The 22355-nt window shown below is 54.6% G+C and carries 17 protein-coding genes and 1 tRNA gene; 10 read left to right on the forward strand and 8 right to left on the reverse strand.

All coding sequences use genetic code 11. The features are described 5' to 3' along the window. Nucleotides 1–36 precede the first annotated feature (36 nt). From KP702_RS16500 to KP702_RS00755, 4 genes are all read right to left on the reverse strand, one after another. Nucleotides 37–1839: a GGDEF domain-containing phosphodiesterase gene (locus KP702_RS16500; RefSeq protein WP_202206298.1), complete on the reverse strand. Its 1803-nt coding sequence runs from the start codon at nucleotides 1837–1839 to the stop codon at nucleotides 37–39. 323 nt (nucleotides 1840–2162) lie between these two features. Continuing rightward, nucleotides 2163–3668: an efflux transporter outer membrane subunit gene (locus tag KP702_RS00745; protein WP_202206299.1), complete on the reverse strand. Its 1506-nt coding sequence runs from the start codon at nucleotides 3666–3668 to the stop codon at nucleotides 2163–2165. An 8-nt stretch (nucleotides 3669–3676) separates the two neighbouring features. Further along, a complete protein-coding gene (locus KP702_RS00750) occupies nucleotides 3677–4753 on the reverse strand; it encodes an HlyD family secretion protein (protein ID WP_202206300.1) in 1077 nt (358 codons plus the stop codon). Between the two features lie 18 nt (nucleotides 4754–4771). Continuing rightward, nucleotides 4772–6430, reverse strand: coding sequence for an MFS transporter (locus KP702_RS00755; protein ID WP_215768356.1), 1659 nt, complete (start codon nucleotides 6428–6430; stop codon nucleotides 4772–4774). A gap of 191 nt (nucleotides 6431–6621) precedes the next feature. Between KP702_RS00755 and KP702_RS00760 the strand changes: the two genes are divergently transcribed. From KP702_RS00760 to KP702_RS00770, 3 genes are all read left to right on the forward strand, one after another. Then, nucleotides 6622–7569 (forward strand): LysR family transcriptional regulator, encoded by a 948-nt coding sequence (locus KP702_RS00760; protein ID WP_215768357.1) that lies wholly within the window; start codon nucleotides 6622–6624, stop codon nucleotides 7567–7569. Between the two features lie 225 nt (nucleotides 7570–7794). Continuing rightward, nucleotides 7795–10122 (forward strand): TonB-dependent siderophore receptor, encoded by a 2328-nt coding sequence (locus KP702_RS00765; protein WP_215749202.1) that lies wholly within the window; start codon nucleotides 7795–7797, stop codon nucleotides 10120–10122. Nucleotides 10123–10202: 80 nt separating this feature from the next. After that, nucleotides 10203–10916: a tetratricopeptide repeat protein gene (locus KP702_RS00770; RefSeq protein WP_215768358.1), complete on the forward strand. Its 714-nt coding sequence runs from the start codon at nucleotides 10203–10205 to the stop codon at nucleotides 10914–10916. A 64-nt stretch (nucleotides 10917–10980) separates the two neighbouring features. Here the strand turns inward: KP702_RS00770 and KP702_RS00775 are convergent, their stop codons facing one another. Then, the gene (locus KP702_RS00775; protein ID WP_202206305.1) at nucleotides 10981–11664 is read right to left on the reverse strand and encodes a Fe2+-dependent dioxygenase; all 684 of its coding nucleotides are present in this window, start codon (nucleotides 11662–11664) and stop codon (nucleotides 10981–10983) included. Between the two features lie 233 nt (nucleotides 11665–11897). Between KP702_RS00775 and exbB the strand changes: the two genes are divergently transcribed. The 3 genes from exbB to KP702_RS16505 are packed head-to-tail and all read left to right on the forward strand — an operon-like array spanning nucleotide 11898 to nucleotide 13887. After that, nucleotides 11898–12611 carry a tonB-system energizer ExbB gene (exbB, locus tag KP702_RS00780; protein ID WP_215768359.1) on the forward strand — a complete coding sequence of 238 codons (714 nt, stop codon included), beginning with the start codon at nucleotides 11898–11900 and terminating at the stop codon, nucleotides 12609–12611. 8 nt (nucleotides 12612–12619) lie between these two features. Further along, a complete protein-coding gene (exbD, locus tag KP702_RS00785) occupies nucleotides 12620–13054 on the forward strand; it encodes a TonB system transport protein ExbD (RefSeq protein ID WP_064273675.1) in 435 nt (144 codons plus the stop codon). Next, nucleotides 13051–13887 carry a TonB family protein gene (locus KP702_RS16505; RefSeq protein ID WP_215768360.1) on the forward strand — a complete coding sequence of 279 codons (837 nt, stop codon included), beginning with the start codon at nucleotides 13051–13053 and terminating at the stop codon, nucleotides 13885–13887. Before exbD ends, KP702_RS16505 begins: the two co-directional genes overlap by 4 nt. Before the next feature lie 26 nt (nucleotides 13888–13913). Here KP702_RS16505 and KP702_RS16360 read toward each other — a convergent pair whose 3' ends face one another. Then, nucleotides 13914–14036 (reverse strand): hypothetical protein, encoded by a 123-nt coding sequence (locus tag KP702_RS16360; protein ID WP_255494173.1) that lies wholly within the window; start codon nucleotides 14034–14036, stop codon nucleotides 13914–13916. A 45-nt stretch (nucleotides 14037–14081) separates the two neighbouring features. Between KP702_RS16360 and KP702_RS00795 the strand changes: the two genes are divergently transcribed. Next, complete coding sequence (locus KP702_RS00795) at nucleotides 14082–14822, forward strand: siderophore-interacting protein (RefSeq protein ID WP_215768361.1); 741 nt, start codon at nucleotides 14082–14084, stop codon at nucleotides 14820–14822. A 52-nt stretch (nucleotides 14823–14874) separates the two neighbouring features. Here KP702_RS00795 and KP702_RS00800 read toward each other — a convergent pair whose 3' ends face one another. Further along, nucleotides 14875–16716: a hypothetical protein gene (locus tag KP702_RS00800; protein WP_252348509.1), complete on the reverse strand. Its 1842-nt coding sequence runs from the start codon at nucleotides 16714–16716 to the stop codon at nucleotides 14875–14877. A 391-nt stretch (nucleotides 16717–17107) separates the two neighbouring features. Then, nucleotides 17108–17173, reverse strand: a tRNA-OTHER gene (locus KP702_RS00805). 1487 nt (nucleotides 17174–18660) lie between these two features. Here KP702_RS00805 and KP702_RS00810 point away from each other — a divergent pair. From KP702_RS00810 to KP702_RS00820, 3 genes are all read left to right on the forward strand, one after another. After that, nucleotides 18661–21219, forward strand: coding sequence for a MobA/MobL family protein (locus tag KP702_RS00810; RefSeq protein ID WP_215768362.1), 2559 nt, complete (start codon nucleotides 18661–18663; stop codon nucleotides 21217–21219). 211 nt (nucleotides 21220–21430) lie between these two features. Next, nucleotides 21431–21721, forward strand: a complete 291-nt coding sequence (locus KP702_RS00815; protein ID WP_215768551.1) for a hypothetical protein — start codon at nucleotides 21431–21433, stop codon at nucleotides 21719–21721. Further along, nucleotides 21718–22308 carry a hypothetical protein gene (locus tag KP702_RS00820; RefSeq protein ID WP_215768363.1) on the forward strand — a complete coding sequence of 197 codons (591 nt, stop codon included), beginning with the start codon at nucleotides 21718–21720 and terminating at the stop codon, nucleotides 22306–22308. The genes KP702_RS00815 and KP702_RS00820 overlap by 4 nt, the downstream gene beginning before the upstream one ends. The last annotated feature ends 47 nt before the right edge of the window (nucleotides 22309–22355 follow it).

Consider the following 22355-nt stretch of genomic DNA (forward strand, 5'->3'; position numbering starts at 1 on the left):
CTTGCCCCCGTTTTTTATATCGAGAGGTGGGACGACCTATTCTGCAACGTCCATTTCAGGGACGATCGACTCACTTTTGATCCAGGGCGGTCCATCCATGTTGAGAACATGTGGAATCTGGGACAGTGGAACCGCTTTTGAAAAATGCCATCCTTGTAAAAAGTCACATCCCATCAGGCGCAGTTCTTCGGCTTGCTCGGCCGTTTCCACGCCTTCAGCCACAACAACACGGTTCATGCTGTGAACAATATCGATAACGCCGCGGATAATAGCAGTATCAATGCCGCGCTCCGTAACGCCTGACGTAAAGACCCGGTCAATCTTGATATGATCGAACGTCACGGTGCGTAGATGGGTCAGAGACGCAAAGCCGGTACCAAAGTCATCTAATGAGATCTGAACACCAGCACGATGGAGTTTCTTGAGTTCATCCAGAATATGCTGATTGTGCTGACCAAAGAGAATTTTCTCTGTGATCTCAATGGTCAGTTTTTCAGCCGGAACACCATGTTTTTTCATTTCACGGAAAAGCCGTTCCGTGAAATTGTGATCCCGAAAATCATCTGACGTTACGTTGATGGAAATGCGGTCAAACGGGATTTTGTGCTGCAGAAGATACCGGATATCCGTGAGTGCCTGCCGCAAGACGAAATTTCCGATTGCGATGCTCAGTTCTGCATCGTCAAAAGCATCATAAAAATACTGTGGGCTCAGCAGTCCGCGCTCTGGATGATCCCAGCGCAGGAGAGCTTCGAAAGAGGGCGGGCTGTCCTGATTTAAGGGGAGAACAAGCTGATAGAAAAGTTTGAATTGCTTTTTCTTGAGAGCGGCCTGCATGGCTGTTCTCAGTCGAGAGCGGCGCTCGGTTTTTTCTTTCATGAAGGGCGCGTATTTTTTGATTCTGTTGCGACCGTCTGCTTTGGCTTCATAAAGTGCAAGGTCTGCACAGCGCAGAATTTCGCGTTTTCGACTGTCGTTCAGCTTCGAGACCGCATAGCCCAGACTGGCACTACAAAGATGCGTCAGACTTCCGCTACGAAACCGGAAGCGCATAGCCTCAAGAATTTTCTGGAGCTTGAGTTCAAATGTCTGCGGGTCGTTTGACACCATGATGATGGCAAATTCGTCTCCACCAATACGGGCAATGAAACAGTCGGGAGATTGGAAAGTCTTCAGGCGCCCTGCAATTTTCTTTAGCAGGCGATCACCGGATTCATGGCCAGATGTATCATTGATGATTTTGAACGTATCGATATCGAGCAGGCACAGACAGAAATGCCGGTTGTCTGGATGTTCCTGTGCGAAAAGCACTTTCAGGTACTGTGAGAATGATGTGCGGTTGGAAATATTCGTGAGGAAGTCAGTATTGACGGCTTCCTGCAATTTCAGCCGGTTGGCTGTCAGGCGTTGTTCGGCACGTTTGCGGGCAGTGATGTCAAAGCGGATCGCCACATAATTAATGACCTTCCCTTTTTCATTGCATCGGGGAACAATTGTTGTATCGACCCAGTATAGTTTTCCGTTTTTCTTTCTATTGCAGATTTCACCATGCCAGACGCCCCCCTGTGCAATGGTTCTGTACATTTTCTGAAAGAAATTGGAATCATGAACGCCCGAGTGAAGCATTCGATGGTCCTGTCCGATCAGTTCAGCCCTGGAATAGCCACTGATCTCGACAAATTTTTCATTAACTGAGAGAATTTTTCCTTTAGTATTCGTTACGGCGACAATAGCCGAGCAATCAAGAGCATGGAGAACAAAGGAATCATGAGAACTTTCGGACCATGCCTGAAGTGATTCAAGATAAGTTCCGAAATTCTGTTCCTGATAGGTGTTCACTAAGTCTGTCCCGCTTGGCCATAGGTCCGAGTGTCGCGAGAAAACACTAAAAAAATACTAACAAGGTGCTTTTGAGAGGGTATATCTGAAAGATAATATCACAAAAAGACCTTTTTTAAGCCAAAAGCGTCAAGGCAAAATCTTTTTGTTCGGTAGAAAAGGCCGTCAGGAAAATACAAAAAATCCTAAGGGCGCAGTATTTCATGGATTTGCTGAATTTATCCTCAGCCGGGGATGCACCGTGAAGGGTGTCAGATCTGTCGTCCGGCTGCGACGTCTCTCGCCGAACGACAGAATGAAGGGTTGGGAAATACCCAGTACGCTTAAAGAGAGCCTTCCCAGCCGCCCCCTAGGGCGCGGTAAAGATGCGTCATTGAAACGGAGACGCCTGCACGGGCTTCTGACAGGGCACTTCGCGTCGAGAGAAGCGCACTCTGTGCTGTCAGGACATTCAGGAAGTCCCCGGCACCCTGACTATACTGAAGTTGGGCAATGTGAACGGCCGTTTCGTTCTCGGTGACGCTTTCTTCCAGCCGCTTCTGACGCTCCTGAGCTGTGCTCAGATCCGTCATGGCATCATCGATTTCTTCCCATGCATGCAGGATTGTCTTTTGAAGCGCGATGGCGGCTTCTTTCTGCTGCGCTTTCCGAAGATGAAGCTGTCCTGTAAGGCGGCCGCCTTCAAAGAGCGGTAGCGTCATGGTTGGGCCGAAGCCATACTGACGCGATGCCCAGGACCCAAGTCCGCTGAACTGGAGTGCCTGAATATCCAAACTGCCGGATAGCGTTACACGGGGGTAGAAGTCTGCAATAGCCACGCCAATACTTGCCGTTGCAGCATGCAGACGTTCCCTTGCCGCGCGGATATCTGGTCTCCGGTCCGCGAGTTGAGACGGCAGGCCCGTCGGAATGTTGGTTGGCACGGGTGGAATAATGCCGGGCTTATTCAATGTGCTGGCCAGCGCTCCCGGTTCGCGTGCGACAAGGAAGCTGAGGGCATTGATGAGATGCACGCTCTGGCTTTTTAAGGGCGGCAACCGCGCTTCGAAGCTGTGCATCTGTCCGCGGGAATAGGCGACGTCCAGTTTGGTAGCGGTTCCCTGTGTAAAGCGCAGTGTTGTCAGGTCCACGCTGTGACGGGCAATTTCGATGCTCTGCTGGGTAATGGCAATCTGTGCCTGCACATTGCGGAGCGCAATATAGTCCTGTGCTGTCTCGGCCATCAGGGAGACCAGGACATTGCGCTGCATGTCTTCTGTTGCATGCATGGCAGCTGTGGCTGCTTCAACCTGCCTTCTGACATGTCCCCAGAAATCGACTTCCCAAGAGGCACTTAAGCCATACTGAGGCAGGTTAAAGGCTGGATTTCCTTTGGCGCCGTCGGCAGCGGCAGGGCCAAACCCCTGTGCACCACTGGCAATATCGCCAGGGCTAGCCTGTTCAGTTGTTCCTAGTAGCCCCAGAATACCGTTGGTGCTGGCGCGTTCCCGTGCGTAGGAGGCTGCGCCATCCAGGCGCGGCATTTGCGCGGCACTCGCAATCCGGCGCTCTGCTTGGCTTTCAGCCAGGTTCAGCGCGGCTGTCCGCAGGTCCAGATTGCTGCGAACAACGTCTGCTTCAAGTTGCGTGAGCACCGGGTCGTTGTAGAGGTGCCACCATTGCGGGTCGAGAGTGGCTTCTGTCGGGCGGTCTGTCGCTGGGGCAACACTCTCATGGTAGTGCGCGGGCGCGTTGTCAGTGGGCTTATGATAGTCCGGTCCGACCGTACAGGCGCTCAACGCTGTAACAGACAGAAGGATAGTTATTCGCGGCGATAGGGAAAAGCGCATGGACTGTCTCACTGCCAGGCGTAGCGGTTGTCACGGGCATGTGGGCCTTCCGGCTGCGAGGCCGTATCCACTTCCGCTTCAACAGACATGCCGACGCGAACCTTGGCTGCCAGTGGTTGTCCTGCATCGATTGTCAGTTTGACGGGAACGCGCTGGACGACCTTCGTGAAGTTGCCTGTCGCATTATCTGGCTGAATCGCAGCGAAGGCTACGCCCGTTGCTGGGGCCAGACTGTCCACATGTGCGTGGAGCGGATGACCGGGGAAGGTATCAACCCAGATGGTGGCCCGTTGGCCTGTCTGCATCTTGGTCAGCTGGGTTTCCTGGAAATTGGCCAGCACATAGGCTTTCTGAACCGGAACCACAGCGAGTAGACCTGTACCCGGATGCACATAAGCACCAACGCGCACGCCACGCTCACCGACAATGCCGTCTACCGGTGCTGGAATGGTGCAGTAGGACAGGTTCAGCTCTGCCTGATGTTCGGTACTTTGTGCTTTGAGAAGGGCGCCCTGTGCACGCTGGATCTGTGCCTGAAGAACCGGGATCTGCTGTCGGGCACTGTCAACGCCAGCCTTGTCGCGGGCGAGGGCTGCCATGGCTTCCCGAAGATGAGCATCGGCACCTTGCTGTTGCTCGAGCGTGCTGGCCCCACCTGCAGAAAGATTGTGATAGCGGGTGGCGTTCTGCTGCGCGAAGGCCAGACTCGCTTCGTCAGCTTTAACCGTATCCGAAGCGGCGGCAATCAGGCTGTCCTGACGGGCCAGCATGGCCTGAAGGTTGCTTACATCACCTTCTGCGGCTGCCATGTCACCCTTGGCGGCGGCAAGGGCTGCGCGATAGTCATCGTCTTCGATATGGGCGAGTTCTTCGCCAGCGTGAACGTTTTCATTATCTTCCGCCAGCACGCGGTCGATCCGGCCCGAAACCTTGGGAGCAACGGTCGTGAAGTCTGCCGTTACATAGGCATCATTGGTTTTCTGGTGAACGCCATCACCCACGAAGAAACGATCGGCGCTCCAGGCCAGTCCGGTCAGAACCACGACTGCACAACCGGCGAGAAGAAGAGGCTTTCCATAAATCATGTCTGAGAGATCCGGATCTTAATGTGCGGGGGCGGTCACGGGAGCCGCCGGAACAGGAGTGGGAGTTGCTGCAGGTTTTGGTGCCGGGCCTTTGCCGGGTGGATAGACGCGTTTCGGAAGAATGAAATTCAAAACAACGTAGACGGCGCACACCACCGCAACGACGAGGTAGATATCCGCCAGAGCAAGCACGACAGACTGCTCGTGCAGGTAGTCATGGAAGATTTCCAACGCATTGCGGGAGACATGCGCTGTATCTGGCGAGGTGTTCTGGATCGCGTTTTCGATCGGGTTTCCCATGCCGGACAGGGACGTCGCGTTATTGCCGGAGCGGTCCAGCAGCATGTTTGAATGATATTGCTCACGACGTCTGAGCAGCACCTCGAATAGAGCCACAGCTACGGCGCTGGCCATTCCCTTGAGCATGTTCACCATGCCGGAAATGAATGGCCCATCCGCCGGCCCGAGGGACATGGTTGCAAGCACCAGAACGGGAATGACCACCATGGGCTGCCCCACTACCTGTAGGCCCTGCAGAAGATAGAAATTATCCCGTACCCAGTCCGGTGTGAGCCAGGTTCCGAGGAACGCCGCCAGCCCGAGGCAGCTCATGCCGATGCCGAGCAGATAGCGGCAGTCCACCGAGCGCATGTTGCAGAGGGCTGCAGTCAACGGAAGCATGATGAGCTGTGGCAGAGCGACCATCAGCGCAATAGGGGCTGTCTGGGACGGACGGTATCCGCGAACTTCCGCCAGATAGGTGGACGGAATCTGTATCATCAGACTGCAGATGACCAGAACGCCTACAAGAGTAAGCATGGCCATCGCGATGTTACGGTTCTTCCAGTACTGAAGTCGGAAAAACGGGCTGTGATGGTGCCATTCGTGGAACAGGAAGCCCACAAACAGCGCTCCGCCCCAGAACGTCAGATGGGAAATAATCGGAGAGCGGAACCAGTCCAGTCGATCACCCTGATAAAGGACTGTGACGACGCATAAAATGGACGGCACACCGATGAAGAAGCCGCGCCAGTTGAACTTCATGAAGCGTTCGAGATGCACCGGGTCTTTGGGAAGTCCATAAGCCATCATGGCAATGGCAATGGCGCTGAGTGGAATGACCTCCCAGTACAGCCAGTGCCAGCCGAAATGCTCAAACCACAGGGCTTCCAGTGGGCCACCCAGATTAGGGCCGAATGTCGCGCTCATGGCGTATCCACCCACACCGAACACCTTGATAGGCGGCGGCAGGTATTTGAGCATCACGGTCATGAGGACGGGCGGCAGACACCCTGCACTGAGACCCTGTGCAGCGCGCAGGAAACACAAGGAAATCATGTCAGGCATGAACGGCAGCGGAATGGACAGCAGGGCAAGCACTGCCGTCATGAAGATCGAAAACCGGTAGATCGAGAATGTCATGTAGAACCATGGCGTGAAGGCCATGGCGGCAATGTTGAAGGCCTCGTAGGTCGAGATGAACCACGTGCCTTCGTCATGACCGATATGCATGGCGCCGCGAATGTCTGACAGGCCGATTTCGGTAATGTGCTCGTTGAATCCGGCAACATGCACAGCCAGCAACATGCCAAGGCACCCTATAATGGTCCGCATTCCGAACGGCGGTATGTAGGAGGGTTGTTCGGGTGCTGCTGCGGTGGGTGAAGGTAAAGCCATAAGGTGCTCTCGTGATGCCAGAGAGCTTCTATCGGCGATGCGCAGGTGGAGAAAAACCCACACTTCAGGCAGATGAGGATTCCACTTTCTGGAAGTGTTTCTCTTAAGCCTTTCATTTCTGTATGTTGGACTGCGTTATTCCTGTTTGATGCGGCTGGAACAGGGCGCTCACGATTAGGGGAGATAAGTGTATGGCAAACCGGAAGTCAGGAGGGCGCCGCTACGACCTGGATCTGTTGCGTTATCTCCAGGTGCTGGTGGAAGAGCAGAGCGTCTCGCTCGCCGCGCGTAGATTACAGGTCAGTGAGCCTGCCATGAGCCGGCATCTGGCGCGTCTGCGAAGTGTTTTTAATGACCCCATCCTTGTCATGTCCGGTCGGCGCATGGTTGCAACGGCTTTCGCCAACCGTATCCGGGACCGTGTTCAGGGACTGGTGAGGGATGCGGATGATCTGCTCAATGAAGGGGCGGAGCTGAATCTGAAGGCGATGTCTCCAAAGTTCACCATTCGCGCCAATGATATTGTTGTGGGTGCTTTCGGGCCTGCAATTCTTCTGGCCCTTCGGAAGGATTGCCCGGAATGCCGCATTGTTTTCTCTCCGGAGTCTGAAGAGACCGCCAGCGAAGCCCTGCGTGGAAGTCGCATAGATCTCTATATTGGGGCGACTGACGATCTGCGACCGGAAATCATGCGCAAGGCCCTGTTCGACACGTCTTTCAGTGCCCTCGTCCGGGCGGGGCATCCGATCCTTAAGGGGAAAATCACCCCTCATGCGCTTGTGGCTTACGATCATGTCAGTGTGTCGCGGAAAGGGCGTGCGTTTGGCCCGATCGATGTCATCCTGAAGGAGCGATATGCGCTCTCACGTCGCATCGCGATGGTGGTTCCGACGTATTATTCGCTTATCGAATCACTGCGTGGAACAGACATGATCCTTCCTTTACCGCGGATCGTTATTGACTGTCTGCCATTGGCGGAGATGGGTCTTGAAACGTTTGATTTTCCTTTTGTACTTCCACCAGTCCACGCGTTTCAGGCCTGGCATCCACGACTGGACATGGATCAGCTTCATCGATGGATGCGGGATACGGTTTCACAGGCCATTCGTGGGGAAATGGGACGCCTGGGAGCCAGGTGAAATGTTATGTCATGGCCTAGTTAATGAGAATCAGTTGCATTAACAACTCTTCTGAGGAAGATAGCGCCAGTTTCAGTGTGCTGAACCTGGGCTTTGCCTGACCATGAGAGACCTCTGAATTCCTGGAGACGATGTACCCATCGTGACGGAAGGGAGTGCCATCCCCGGGCCAGCTGCCTGTTTCTGTTTCGGCACATTGTCAGGTCCATGAGTTCAGGTGATTCCATGCCGTCGAAAAACGAACATTTTAGCCCGCACGCTCTGACAGAGGGCCAGGTTTTCACTGAGGCAGCTCATTCTTCCTCTGGGAAGTGGCAGAAACTGGTGCTTCTGGCTTTAGGCGCGGGTCTCGGTGTGACGGAAACCGGAGAAGCAGACGCGCAGGATGCCGGAGTTACGAATGATACGGCGTCTGTCAGTCTGCCTGCCGTCAAGGTTCACGGACAGACCGAAACGGCCACACCCGAACCCACGAATACGAACAACACGACACTGGATATCGGGCGTATGCCGGATACCGTGCGGGAGACGCCCCAGATCATCAGCGTTGTGCCCAAGGCTCTGATCGAACAGCAGCGTCTGTTCACTCTGGATCAGGCGTTGGCCAATGTTCCCGGTATTACGATGTCTACGGGGGAGGGCAATGGCGGCATGAATGGCAACCAGTTCCGCATTCGTGGTCAGCAGGCGCGTGGCGATATTTACGAAGACGGTCTGCGTGATTTTGGAACGTATGTTCGTGACACGTTCAATACGGAAAGTGTTGAAGTGGTTAAAGGACCGAGTGGTGAATATTTCGGTGCCGGTAACGTTGGTGGTGTGATCAACCAGACGCTGAAAAAGGCGCATCTGGGAAACCATTATGCTTTTGATCAGTCGATTGGCAGCGGCATGCAGTATCGCGGTGCGGCAGACGTCAATTACCAGCTTGGCAAGCATACAGCCCTTCGTGTGAACGGCATGTATAACAAGCAGGATGTGGCAGACCGGAACAATGTGCGGTCAGATCGTTATGGTGTGGCGGCTGATCTTGGTTTTGGTTTGGGAACGAAAACCACCTATCACCTGAACTATCAGTGGCTCGGCAGCCGCGGAATGCCGGATTATGGCGTGCCAATGATCCTGACGGGTAATACGTATTCGCCCATTACAGAACACGGGCTGAATCGCGATACGACATATACGCGCAGCTTTGATCGCGACAATTCTAATATTCACATGGTCACCTCAAAGTTTGCGACCGAAATTGCCCGGTGGCTGACGCTGAGCAATGACACGCGCTTCAGCCATTATCATCGTGAATATGCCGCGACGACCCCGAGTGCGTGTTCCGGCGCATGTGCTTCGAGTTTTCTATCTGGTGGAAATCCTACTCTGCCCTATGGCGCAGGTGGCGGCGTTGCCTACCAGCAGGACGGTTGGGGCATTCAGAATGTCATGATGGGGCGTTCGAAATTCAATACAGGCTTCCTGAAGCACGACATCCGGGCTGGTGTGGATATCAATTACACCAAGGATGACCGTAGCATGGGAACCTACGTCAACAGATCAAACAATCAGACAATCCGTAGCCCTTACTATTCCTCTCCCTCAACATACATCACGTGGCCATCAACCGGCCGGCGCATGACGGATTTTCGGGATCTGGGCCTGTTCTTTGCAGACAAGATCCATCTGACCGACAAATTGTCCGTATTCGGAACGTTCCGGTGGGATAGCTATCAGAGCAAGTTCTGGAGTGCGACGACGTCTGCCGCGGGAACGCAATCCCAATCTTCGAACAAGTTCAGCCCGTCTGCGAGCGTGATGTATGACATCACCAAGGATGCCACCGTTTATTTCACGTTCGCGCGCTCGTATAAGCCGGTTGGGACGGATGCTTCGTCTATTGTGACGAATAATGCCGGGAGCGCGGATGTCGCGAATAACGGGCGTGACCTCAAGCCACAGCGTAGTGATCTGTTTGAAGTTGGAAGTAAGCTCGACTTCTTTAACAAGCGCCTTGGCGTAACGGGCGCCCTGTTCCAGATCAATCAGAACAATTCCTACACCTATGATGACGATGGCAACATCATCACAGGCTTCCAGGATGCGGGAACCGGCCGTCGCATTCGTGGTGCCGAACTGAGCGCAACTGGAAAGATTACCCAGAACTGGGATCTTTATGCGACGTACGCTTACATGGGCGGCAAGGTGACGCATAGCGCTACGCTGCACGGCAATCAGGCGCCCCAGCTTCCGCACAATTCGTTCTCGGTGTGGAGCACCTATAACCTGTCCCATCTGGTGTTGAGAGCGGGGCAGGGCACTCTGAAGGCTGGTGGCGGTGCCCAGTACAGTTCAGGCTACTGGGCTAACGAAGCCAATACAGCGCGGATGCCTTACAACTTCTCGCTGAATGGCATCGTGTCCTACGACTACGGTCGTTACCATGCGCAGTTTAATGCCAACAATCTGACCAACCATCTGAACTATGGTTCGGCTTTCAACACAGGGCGTGCCGTTCCCATGTCGGGGCGGACGTTCATGGGAAGCTTTGGCCTCAATTTCTGAGGTTAGTCACGACAAGAGCAGTTTCAGCCCTTCCGACTTCTGGCCGGGAGGGCTTTCTGCTGAATTAACGGTAGATAAATATGGCTTCGTGCGGGCGGTCAGCCGGTTTTTGTTCTGAACAGGAAATACCGGCCATCACCTGTCCTCCTCAGGTGCAGGCTCAGCTTCTTCTTGGGCAGATGCATGTGGATACAGGACGGTTTGCAGACGCTTTCCCATACTTTGAAGCAGCCGCGCGAAGTCGCCATCCTATAGCATTGAACATGCTGGGACGCGCTTATGAGCGCGGTTGGGGCGTCGCCCGTAATGCAGGGCAGGCGTCTTTATATTTTGAAGAAGCGGCACAGCTCGGGGATGCATGGGCCATGTTTAACCTGGCCGATCTTCTGTTACTCGGCGATGGTGCTCCCAAAGACCGTGCGCGAGCATATCGGCTGTATGTATTTTCTGCTGAAAAAGGAAATGCAAAAGCGCTCAATATGCTTGGTTTGCTTCATGAGGAAGGGATTGCCGGAACGCCCGACCTGGAAGGTGCAAAAATCTTTTTTCAAGCAGCGGCTGAGGGGGGAGATTGCTGGGCCGAGATTAATCTTTCACGTCTTGCGCTCGCTCATCAGGACATTGCAGTGGCAGCCTCCTGTCTTCAACGGGCTTTGAAGACAGGGTTGCCAGATGTTTGTCGAGCAATCATTGCTGCTGTCCAACCTTATGCTGATCCTGCTTTAAAAAGCATTGGTGCGCAGGCTGTTCGTCAGTTGGGTCTCGTGAAACGGCTCAGCGCTGTTCCGGCATAAATCTCACCCGGCGAACGATCATACCGGGTGCTGGTTCATTCGTTTTAAGGGAGAGCTGACGACTTCAGAGCTCCGCCCATTGCCGCAGAAGATTATGATAGGTTGAGGTCAGACCCAGAACCGCTGGGTGATCATCGGGTAGCGCCTTGCGTGTTTCGATGATGGAGCGGTCAAAATCGTACATAAGAGCGCGTTTTGTATCGTCGCGGATCATGGATTGCGACCAGAAGAACGACGCCCAGCGGCTACCGCGCGTAATGCGGTTAACGCTGTGCAGGCTGGTAGACGGATAGACCACCATGTCGCCCGCAGGGAGTTTGACGTTCTGATTGCCGTACGTGTCCTGAATGACGAGTTCTCCACCGTCGTAATCTTCCGGGGAGGACAGAAATAGTGTGGAGGAAACGTCCGTCCGGATGCGGAAACCAGCGCCTGGAATAGGGCGGATGGCATTATCAACATGTGCGTTGAAATGCATTCCGGTGTCGTATCGGTTGAAAAGTGGTGGATAAACTCGCAGGGGCAGGGCCGCGCTATTAAAAGTTGGGTTGCGGCCTAAAGCCCTCAGAACAATTTCGCCCAGTTCACGGCACACATCTGAATCCTGCGGAATCTGAAGGTTCAGTTTTGCCTTTGCAGACTGTTCTCCCGCTGTGACACGTCCGTCTGTCCACTGCGCCGTCTCAAGCTGGTCGCGGCAATAGCGTACCTCTTCAGGAGACAGGACGTTCGGGATGTGGATCAACATGGGTGTGGTCTTCCTTGGACGGCTCTCGGGGCTTTTTTCAAAGCGGTTGAGAATCTTGCTTGTAATTAAGAATGACTCTCATTATCGTCCCTTAAAGGTCTTTGCGGGTTTCTGCAATCCATGTGGTGCGTGTCGCCCGGACTGCGCGAGATAGATGTCGGTTTTCTGCAAGGATATGGTGTTCCAACCTCGAGACAGGAGGGCGCATAGAGTCGCCCCGACAGGCCTATTTGATGTCTCTTACGTTCTCTCCCTGGCAGATGTTTCTGGGCGCCGGGCCGGTTGTCCGATGTGTCATGACACTTCTGGCAGCGGCATCCGTCGTCACATGGACGATCTTCATTGCCAAAACCGTTGAGTTGGTTCGCTTGCGCGGACAGCTCAAGAAATCAGAAACGGCTCTGGAAGATGCAGACACATTGCATCTGGGGGAAGAATGGACGCGCGATGGTGCGGGTATCGCTCATGCCATGGTGCTGGCCGCAGAAGCGGAGCGCCGTCGCTCGGAAGATATTCCTGCCGATCGTGAAGGCATTAAAGAGCGGATTGTCCTGCATCTTGAGCGTCTGGAAGCTGCCGAAGGCCGCCGCCTCATGAGAGGAACCGGCGTGCTCGCTACGATTGGTGCGACGTCTCCTTTCATTGGCCTGTTCGGAACGGTGTGGGGCATCATGTCCTCCTTCACGGGCATTGCAGCTGCTCATGCGACCAGCCTGGCCGTTGTTGCTCCTGGTATCGCCGAGGCCCTGCTGGCCACGGCACTTGGCCTGGTCGCGGCCATTCCTGCCGTTGTGATCTACAATCATCTGGCCCGTCAGACGGCGGCCTGTCGCGCCTGCGTCGCGGATCTGACGTCACTTGTGATGCGTCTGGTCTCCCGTGATCTGGCCCGCGCGGCGCTTGCAGCAAGCGGCAATGTCGTCCGCTTCATGGCTGCTGCGGAGTAATCGCAGGCATGGCTATTCACATTCGTCATGCCGATGAGGCGGTGCTGGAAGCGCATGAAATCAACGTGACGCCGTTTATCGACGTCATGCTGGTTCTGCTCGTGATCTTCATGGTCGCGGCACCTCTGACGACGGTCAACGTGCCGGTTGATCTGCCATCTTCTACTGAAACGCCTGCTCCCCGCCCGGATGAACCGGTGTTCCTGACCGTCAAGGCTGACCATACGCTGGCTCTGGGCGAAGATGCCGTCAGTTCGGATCAGCTCGTTGATGCACTCGGCAAAGCCAGTAAGGGAAACAAGGAAGAGCGCATTTTTCTGCGGGCGGACAAGACCGTCGATTATGGAACGCTGATGGACGTAATGGGGCAGCTTCGGAAGGCTGGTTTCCTTAAGGTCGCGCTTGTCACGCTTCAGGGGCAGGAGGCTGGGGAAGGGCCGTGAGTTCTTCACACGCGTCTCTCCCCACGACCTTCCGGGACTGGTATCAGTCGTATCAGCAGACCGAAGACCAGCGCAGTGTCCGTGTCTGGGGCCTGTCTGGTGCTGCCATGACTATTCTGACAGGCGTGGCACTCTGGTGGGCCGTGGCACATGCGCCGCCACAGGTTGCGGCACCAAGTGCAGCTCCCCCGCCTGCAATCGCGATTGACATGTCCCCCATGCCAACACCTGCACCGGCTCCTCCGCAGGATGTCGATCCCGGTCCACAGCAGATGGTCACACAGCCGGAACCGCAGCCGGACACGCCTCAACAGGTGGACGCCCCGCCGTCTCCGGCGCCACATCCGCCTGTGCCAGTTCCAAAGGTGGAGAAGGTCAAGGTTCACAAGAAGACAGCAAAGAGCCCGCCTCAGCCGGTGAAACCGGTCCCGATGCAGGCTCCTGTTGCCGACAAGATGACAGCGCCGCCTGCTGCCGATAGTACGCCCTCCCAGAGCAGTAGCGCAGCGTCTGCCTCTCACGCGAGTCACTCCAGCAACGCGCCCGTGACCTGGCAGGGCGATATTCTGGCGCGTCTCGAACGTTTCAAGCGTTACCCGGCAGACGCTCTGGCGCAGCATCAGGAGGGAGCTCCTGTGCTGTTTTTCGTCATGGATCGGCGTGGACATGTTTTATCTGCAAAAATCCGGAAAAGTGGCGGTTTTGCATTGCTGGACGAAGAAACACTGGCGGTTGTCCGGCGTGCAGAGCCGTTCCCGCCGCCCCCGGAAGAGATTGCAGGGGCGACAGTTTCTCTCACTGTTCCTATCGAATTTTCGGTCGAGGACCAGTAAAGGGAAAAGCTGAAGGAATGCTCCAGTCAGATCGTGGCTGGAGATGACATCGAGGCTGGACGTCTCCAGTTTCCGTAAGCGTTAACGTCAATCAACGCACAGAACCGAACAGCCCCTGCGCTGTGCCGGGCCTGTGCGTCTGTCGTCATGCAGTCCTCAGACCCGTTGCTCAGGGTTAATTCAAGGATGAGAAGATGACCGTTACTGACACCACAGCCATTGCTCCCCCGGAAATCCGTCGCGTTATGCACGAGCTGAAACGCCGTGATCTGACCGTGGTGGACGTCGGGCGCGTGACGCCACACATGATCCGCATCATGCTTCAGGACGAGAGCCTTCGGGATTTTCCCAGCCTGTCACCAGATGATCACATCAAGATCTTTGTTCCACAGGGTGATGGGGACATGGCCCGTCGGGATTACACGCCGCGCGTGTTTGACCGCGTTGCTGGTACGCTGGTTCTGGATTTTGTGGACCATGATGGCGGACCGGCGGCGGACTGGGCCCGGCGCGCCAAGCCCGGCGATCATCTGGCTATTGGTGGCCCCAAAGGATCGCGCGTCATTACGGGTGATATTTGGAACTGGCTTCTGATCGGGGATGAAACCGCACTTCCGGCTATTGGCAGGCGCATCGAAGAACTAGATGCCGGAACGCCTGTCACCACACTGGCTGCGGTGACAGATGCCTCAGAGGAACAGTCCTTCGAAACGAAGGCGTCCTACACACCTGTCTGGGTTCATCGTCCAAGCGAACAGGCGCATCAGGCCGAGCCGTTCCTGCGCGCCCTGAAAACCATTCAGATCGCGCCGCAGACATTCATCTGGGTTGCGGCGGAAGCATCCGTTGCACGCGCCATTCGGACTGTTCTGGAAAACGAGCGTGGAATTTCGCCGCAGTGGATCAAGGCGTCCGGGTACTGGACGAAGGGCTGAAAATGGAAAAAGCCGCGTGTGTTGAACATGCGGCTTTTTGGGCAGGCGCATTTTACTGGAAGGGCAGATAGCGGAAGTCGAAGAAGATCTGGCTCATGCTGGTATGCGGATCACCGCCGATACCTTTCCAGATATCCCGTCGTGCGTAGGCAAGCTGGGTGCCACCTTCAACAGTGCCAAAACGACCTTTGAAGAACCTCCACCAGGCACCGATCGTCGCCTCTGAAACGCCGCGTGTATTGGCGGAGCAGGTGAGGGACGAAAGCTCCTGTAGGCAACCAGCATTCGAATACAGTGGGTTGCCGTAGCCGTAAGACGAGTCATCGCTGTTGAAATAAGCATGTCCCACACGCTGTGTGCCAAAATATCCATACACATCAATATGCGGGTTGGGATGTGCAATCAGGCCTGCCTGGGCTTGAAGACCGAAGAGGGGCACCGGGTCTCCCTTGGCATTCAGGGTCGCATCCGGAAGCAGCACGGAACCGTAGCGGTTGATGCCCCATCCCGCGAGGCCGGCCGCGCGGAACTCCAGCTTGCCTGAAATGATTGGCAGGATCAGCGATCCCCCTGCGCCACCCGCAATGGCGGTGTTGTTGTGGCCTGTATGATTGATGGTCACGCGATCATGCGGGAAATGCAGAATCCCTTCGACTTCGTAATGGCCCCAACTGGGATCGTAAGCCAGTTTGCCAATCAGATCTGGCGCGATTTCGTTTGAGAAGTTCGCTGTGTCATTCGTCAGACCAACGCCTTTTTCGCCAATCGTTGCCGTGTTGCCGTTTGGCAGGGACACCGTGCCGTTGGTGTTCGTGAAGCCAGTGGTGTCATACAGGGTCGCCGGGTTTTCGATGGAGAAACCTGCCCAGAGGCGGTGGTCCATGAAATCCTTGACGACGCGCACCTGCCATTGCCGAGCCCAGGTCTGACCCGCCAGCATGGAGGCCTCAATGGTTTCCGGAAGGCTTTCCTGACGGGCTACGATCCCGATACGTCCAGGTGTCAGAAGGCTCCAGGCCTGTCCGCCGAGGAAATGCCAGCCCGCTTTGTTGTCATCATAGGCTAGATAGGCCTGACGCATCCGGAACGCATAGCTGTTGCTTTCATACGGATCTGTCGTAACCGCACCAGCACCAAAATCGGATTCAAAGAAGCCTGAAATGGTGGCTTCGGAATTGATGTTGCCGCGTGCCAGGAGGGAGAGGCGGCTATACCGGGCGCTCCCTTCAAAATTGTTGGTGTGATACCGCGGTTCATTCGGATACGGCATGTCCTGCCAGTAATTGAATGTGCCAGATGCGACATGGCGGTTCTCAAGAACGGCTGCCATGTCCACAAATCCACCCAGCATGAGCGTGACAGGGCCAAGGTGAAACACGCCATGGTCGCCCACGGCGCCTGCGGACTGCGCGCCGATTGTTTCACGCGGATGGGGACCGACGCCGTTTTCAGCGAAACGCACCATGACATCTTCTGTCCGCTTCCCGACCACGGCCAGTTCAGATCCGGCGCCAGACTCAGTCACCCCGTGGTCGCGACGATCCAGCGCCACCCGGTCTCTTTCCTCAGGTGAGGGTAAAATGTGTGAAGCCCGTTTCCCGGGAGAACTGGCATGTGATGCGAGTGTCTCCCCCGCAGCAAGTTCCGTTGGATGTAGGGACGAATGCAGATGTGCCAGATGAGGCGCTGCTCCCTGAAGAGCAGACCCCAACGGTGTGCTCCGCGCGACTGTTGTCGTGTTCGTCGTTGTCTTGTCTGCAGGGTGAACGATGTGATGATGCTTGGCCATCTCTGAGCGGAGCATGACAAGATCGCGATTAATCTCTTCCTGTTCCTGCTGAACATGCGCCTGCGCTTCCTGAAGGCGGTGCATCTCCTTTTCCATACGAGACATCACATCATCATCTGCGTAGGCCTGCGAAGGTGCTGCGAGCAGACCGAACGCTGTGCTCATCATCAGGAGCCCGCGGATAGAAAAAACAGAGCGGCAGGCCATGTGCAGGGGGAAACGGGACAAGTACGCTCTCCATGTCAAAAGATGTCTGGTCTATGACACGGAATTGTGATTGCAGGAGTTAAAAAAGGTTTCAGACTTCAGGAGAAATTCAGAGTCGGACGACGATTTTTAGGGAGGGGTAGTCTTGAGATGCCTGAACGATAAGCGCGGTCTCATGCAGAGGGCACAAACAGAAAATTCCAGCTCTGAGACCGTACAGAGTACGATCAAAGCTGGATATCTGCGTCATTTCATTTTGAGAAATGTGCCTGTAAGCTTTTGAAAAGCTTGGTGTCCCGTACGGGATTCGAACCCGTGTTGCCGCCGTGAAAGGGCGAATTAAACCTTTTCATATCAAAGATATTTTTAAATAAATATAATTAGAACAGTACCTTATGGTGTCGACGTGTGTCGCGTTGTGTCACGCGGTGAAGCGGGGATTGGTCCAGAATTGGTCCAACTCATAGGCGGGGGTCGACGCCTCCAAAATCTGCGCTCGGCATGATTCATGATGCCGCTTTGGTAGTCCTGTACACCAGCCTCAGCCGAAATCGTCTCGATCCCGGCTGAACCATACATTCAAAAACAGCCCTGTTTCCGGATGCATACACAAACACGAAAAAACAGGTCGAACGCTCACCACTTCAGCCAGATCGCGAAGCATCGCAAATACGACAGAAACCACCACACGCCTTCAGCATCACGGTCGAAATCAGACAGCGTTCAAAAAAATCCGCAAATCCGAATACGCTCAGCCAACCATAGCAGATCCCGAATCTTCATCTGAAATCCCAGAAACCGGCATCAGCATTCAACAAAACTGTGAAAACCTGATGTGCCGGTGAACGCACACCGCAAAACACACATACGTCGAGAAGCAACGGCCATTTCCCGAATCTTCACGTAAAATCTCAAAAACCAGTACCGACATTCAACAACACAGCAGAAACATGACGTGTGCATGAATGTGCAGGGCAAAACACACACACGTCGAGAATCAACGGTCGTTTCCCGAATCTTCATGTAAAATCTCAGAAACCAGTACTGACATTCAACATCGCTGCTGAAATCCGAAGCTGGTCATAAAAAGCCTCAAAACAGGACTTCTTTCAAAAACAGCCAGAAATCGACACATAATCGCCATTTACGCGCGCTTTTCGAGAAAAATCAGTGAAACCGAAAAACCCGAAAAAAGAGCCGCAGAAAACAGCCATATTTTAAGCCCTCAGGGCTACACCCCGGGCCAACCGATACAGGATTCCAGAAGGCCCTCAGATCCCTCATACGGGCCTAAAAAACCCTGAAAACCGCACAATTTTCAGTCTTAGGGAGGTCTGGAGTGAACGCGAAACAGATACAGAATAGAAAGACACGTTCAAAAGATTCACCTTTAGACTGAAAAGATAGCTTGAAGGCACGATAACAGGTTTTTGCCGCATGGCAGCAAAAACCCAAAGAAAACAAATGCTTAAGCTCATGTTTTCTTCCTTGCCCTGCCGGGGGCGTCGGCGCCCTTCGTGCGCGTCACTCTTCATGCACGCGCCACCTTCTGGTGTCGCGCCGGCCCCTGTAAGGTTCCGGCAGTGCAGAGAGTCCATGACAACCGCTTTCTGATTTCTGAATTGCCTGATCTGAGGTTCGCTGACCTTAGACATTCCCGAAGAGAACAGTGCTGACGGGTGAAACCAAGAAGCCCGGGTAGGGATCCTCTCACGGAAAGTGATCGCTCAAAGTCGAAAAACAACAACCCGCATCCGATCGAAACACTGGAAATGCTTAATGTGATTGCGTCCTAAGACGCGGCTGTTACGCTGAACTGGATCAGTCTGCAGAAAGCGCGTCATGTCCCAAGGCCTGGACCCTTCAGAAATCTTTGCCCTCACGAGAGAGGCTGCCATTCGCAGAACGATCGTCCGTGCCCGGAAGAAAGAGCAGCATGACGCGCAGAAGCTGACAAACGATCTGCTGTCCGATCTTGCGTATCACAGCAAAAGAACTGGGATCCTGGGAACAATCCTGAAAAGGGCACTCGAAACCCAGGGACGGCAGGTGAAGAGTCTGCCGTCAATCCGCCTGAAGGCTCCGGATACAGGCGGGCGTCCGTTTCATTTTTCACACCGCTTCATCAATCAGACAAACGCCAAACCTTCCGTGGAACAGAAATCCGGAAAATCCGGAAAAGGCGCAAACGGTGCTAGTGGAAAGAGCGGGCCTGGCGCGAAGAAAAGCGGATCCAGCAAAATCGGAACAGATATCGAAAACGCCTTTGGTGAAGAAAGCGCCCTGGACAAACACCAGCGCTATATTGAACGAGAGACCGCGCTTCAGGATGGCGGGCGCATTGATTTCAGAATACTGGATGCCGGCCGCCATGAGCCCGATCCCATAACCGGCGAGGGCAGATTCAGAAGACCCGGTGACTTGGAAAGCATGAAAGCTTCGGGTTTTGCCAAAGACAGTGTTGGCGCAGGCAGCACGGGGAAGTCACACGGTACTCCTGAAGAGAATGCTTCTGCTGGCGCGATGCAGGCCTACATTGAAAACGTCTCCAAGATGGACCCCGCCAATCAAACGACAGGAACTACGAACTCCTTTGGAACACTTGGCGCTACCCCGGAAGAACGGGCAGAGTTCTGGCGACTGACAGAAGAGGCCGCTCCAAAAAACGGCCGCCTCCAGAACCGCATGACAATTGAACTTCCTCATGAAGCCAATGACAGAAGCCGCTTTCTGATAATGAGAGACTTTGCAAAGGAATTTGAGGACGCCGGAATTCCCTACTGGGTCGCCATCCACAAACCGACAAAGGACAATGATTCCAGAAACTACCATGCGCATATTGTCTATGGGCCCCGTCCGGCCAAAAAAATCATCAACCCGAAGACTGGAAAGCTGGAATGGGATTTTTCAATCGTCGAGACATACATCTCAAAATGCAACCACCAGAGAACACGTCGTCCCTATAAACAGACGAAACCGGCCCGAATCTACGATATCCATAACGTCAAAAACCAGAGGATAAAATTCTCGAAAATCGTTAACCGCGTGATGACAGAAGACCAGTCAGACGTCCGATACGACCCGCGTTCGTACAAAGACATGGGACTGGACGTGGCTCCCATGAAAAACGTCAGGCGGATTATCGCAGACAAATCCAAAAGCGCGAAATTCGCTGTCATGGATTCCGAATGGACGCGGCGGATGATTAGTCAGGAAATAGCCGCCGCAGCAGAACGTCGAGATGCGTTGTGGGTGAAAATCCAGGATGTCGAACATGCGATTGAAGTTGCGACCAAAGGGTATTCCGGCGTCCAGAAGCACAAGAACTGTTTGCCTCGGTCTATCCGCCTTTCCGGGCATGAAGTTTTCACGGCCGAGAAAAGCCGCCTGGCGATGATTGAAAGGCGAAAGATCGAACGGGGCAAGCTTGCCAGACGCCTGACGAATGAAGCGACCCTGAGTGCGCTGACGTCCATTATCAGGGCGACGGATACGAAAAGGGCACCCGGCTCCAGAAAGCCGATGAAAAGCCTGGATCCGGACATCAGCATCGAAGACCTGGACAGCCTGCACGCAGCTGCCCGGTACGAACTGGCTCTGCATCGTACCAGAATGAAGGAAGACGAACGAAAAGAGAAAAGGAGAGATCGCTCCTTTTCCGCCAGATGGAGAGATGCGGCCAGAAGCTACCTTGATGATATCGACACCACAGAAGAAGATAGTCGGCCGAGACCGAATCCTGGCGACCACAGGGAAAATGATACGCCTGCACCGTCTTCATGGAAGAATAGCCCTTCCTGTTCACTGGTTTCCTTTCCGAACGCTGCAGACGAGAACTCTGAAAAGAAGGGCAAAAAGGAAAGACAGGGTCGTTCCACCGGCATCAATCCGAAATATGACAGAAACCGCCATGATCACATCACCGCTGTGACGCCTGGCATGCAGAAGAGCATGGACAGAATGACGGACGACTATCTGTCTGGAATTGGCGATCCGACTGGGCTGGCACACCAGACCCTGCAGGAGAAACTTAGAGCCCGGGCAAGAGCGACGCGCGCCATGATGGATATTACTCTGGCGGCACGGGAAAAAATGAGAAAGCGGGACGAGCCAGAGAGACTGGCCGCACGGGTTCAGAAACAGGAAAAGGAGCGTCAGAAAAGCGCTCTTTTGAATGAAAGTAAAAGTCGTACCTCCGACGACGAGGCGCCCGAAGCAGCGGAAAAGACCCGCGAGGCGAGTGAGACTGTGTCGTTGCCGGATCAGGAGACGGGACACGAAGACAGACACAGTACTGATGAAGAGCGCGCGAGAGTGGAGGCTGACACGGAGAAAAAGAAAAAGGCGCTTCGAAGGAAGCAATTAATTCGCTCTCAGCGCAACAGAAGTATGGATATGTAAGACTTTTTCTTTCCTGGTCTGCATATTTTCATAGAATCTTGTCCGTTATTTTATCTTTGTGGAATTCATTTCTGGTCTGTTTTTGATTTCTCCTGGCTTCGCAGGTTGAGGACATTGTCGTCCTCACCCCAGAGCGGCCTGTGGCCGTGGTTCGCTTTACGAACGAAAGAGTTTTTCTCTCTCTTGGGTCTCCTTTTTCAAGAGATCACTCATGATGAAATCCAGAAAATTCTTCGAGCCGGGATATGCCCCGCTCGATCAGCTGTATGATGCGACGGTTGTGCTGCAGGGGGTCGTTTTGCCCGTTCTGCGTGATGTCATCAGTTCTCCGGGTGCGGCCCTGAACGATGCACGCCTGGAGGGTGCGCTGGTTGTCATCACGCACCTTGCGGCGGACCTGAACCAGGTTTTTGCGGAGAATCTCGATCTCGCGGGGTCGGCAACGGACAGCACGCACTCAGAAGGTTCGCACCGTTTTTCAGTAGGGGAGGGGATGGCATGACGTCCTTCCTGCGCACGGACCTGGCTGTCCGCCTGATGGGTCTTGTCTCCTCCCGCGATCGCCCGGACGCTCCGCTCCGGCCGACCGGGACTGCGATCTGTCTGTACGATCTTGTTCTGTCCCGGACTGAGCCCTTCGCTGTGGCTGAGCAGTTGGGTCTGTGGTTTCCCTGTCAGGAGGTCGATCAGGGACCGGCACACAGACAGGCTCTGCGGGACCAGATCCTGCAGCAGCCCATGCCGTTACCAGTCGGTGCAGCGGAGGACACTGAAGATGGCGCTTTTCTTTCTCCTGGCCTGCATCCAGATCTCGTTCTGCTCATGGGGGTGCAGGAGACGGCCTGGCTTGGTCCCTGCTCAACGAAAACAGCGCAGGTCATGACCCTTGCCGATCTGATGCACCAGCTTGCGCCAGAGTTGGCAGGGATTGGAGATGATCCGGAAAGACTTCTGGCCCGGTTTGCAGCGGAAGACCGCTCGGGCGTTCATCCGGCTTCCGATCTCGTCCGCATTCATGCCGCGGCCCGACTGATCGAAACCCTTTGGACCGGACAGGTGCCTGGGAGCGGCCTCAAGTATCGCCCGTAACACTTGACACCGACAGGCCGGACAACTCCGGCCTCTCATTTTCTCCC

This window comes from Gluconobacter sp. P5B12, assembly GCF_018812035.1.
Classification (GTDB): Bacteria; Pseudomonadota; Alphaproteobacteria; order Acetobacterales; family Acetobacteraceae; genus Gluconobacter.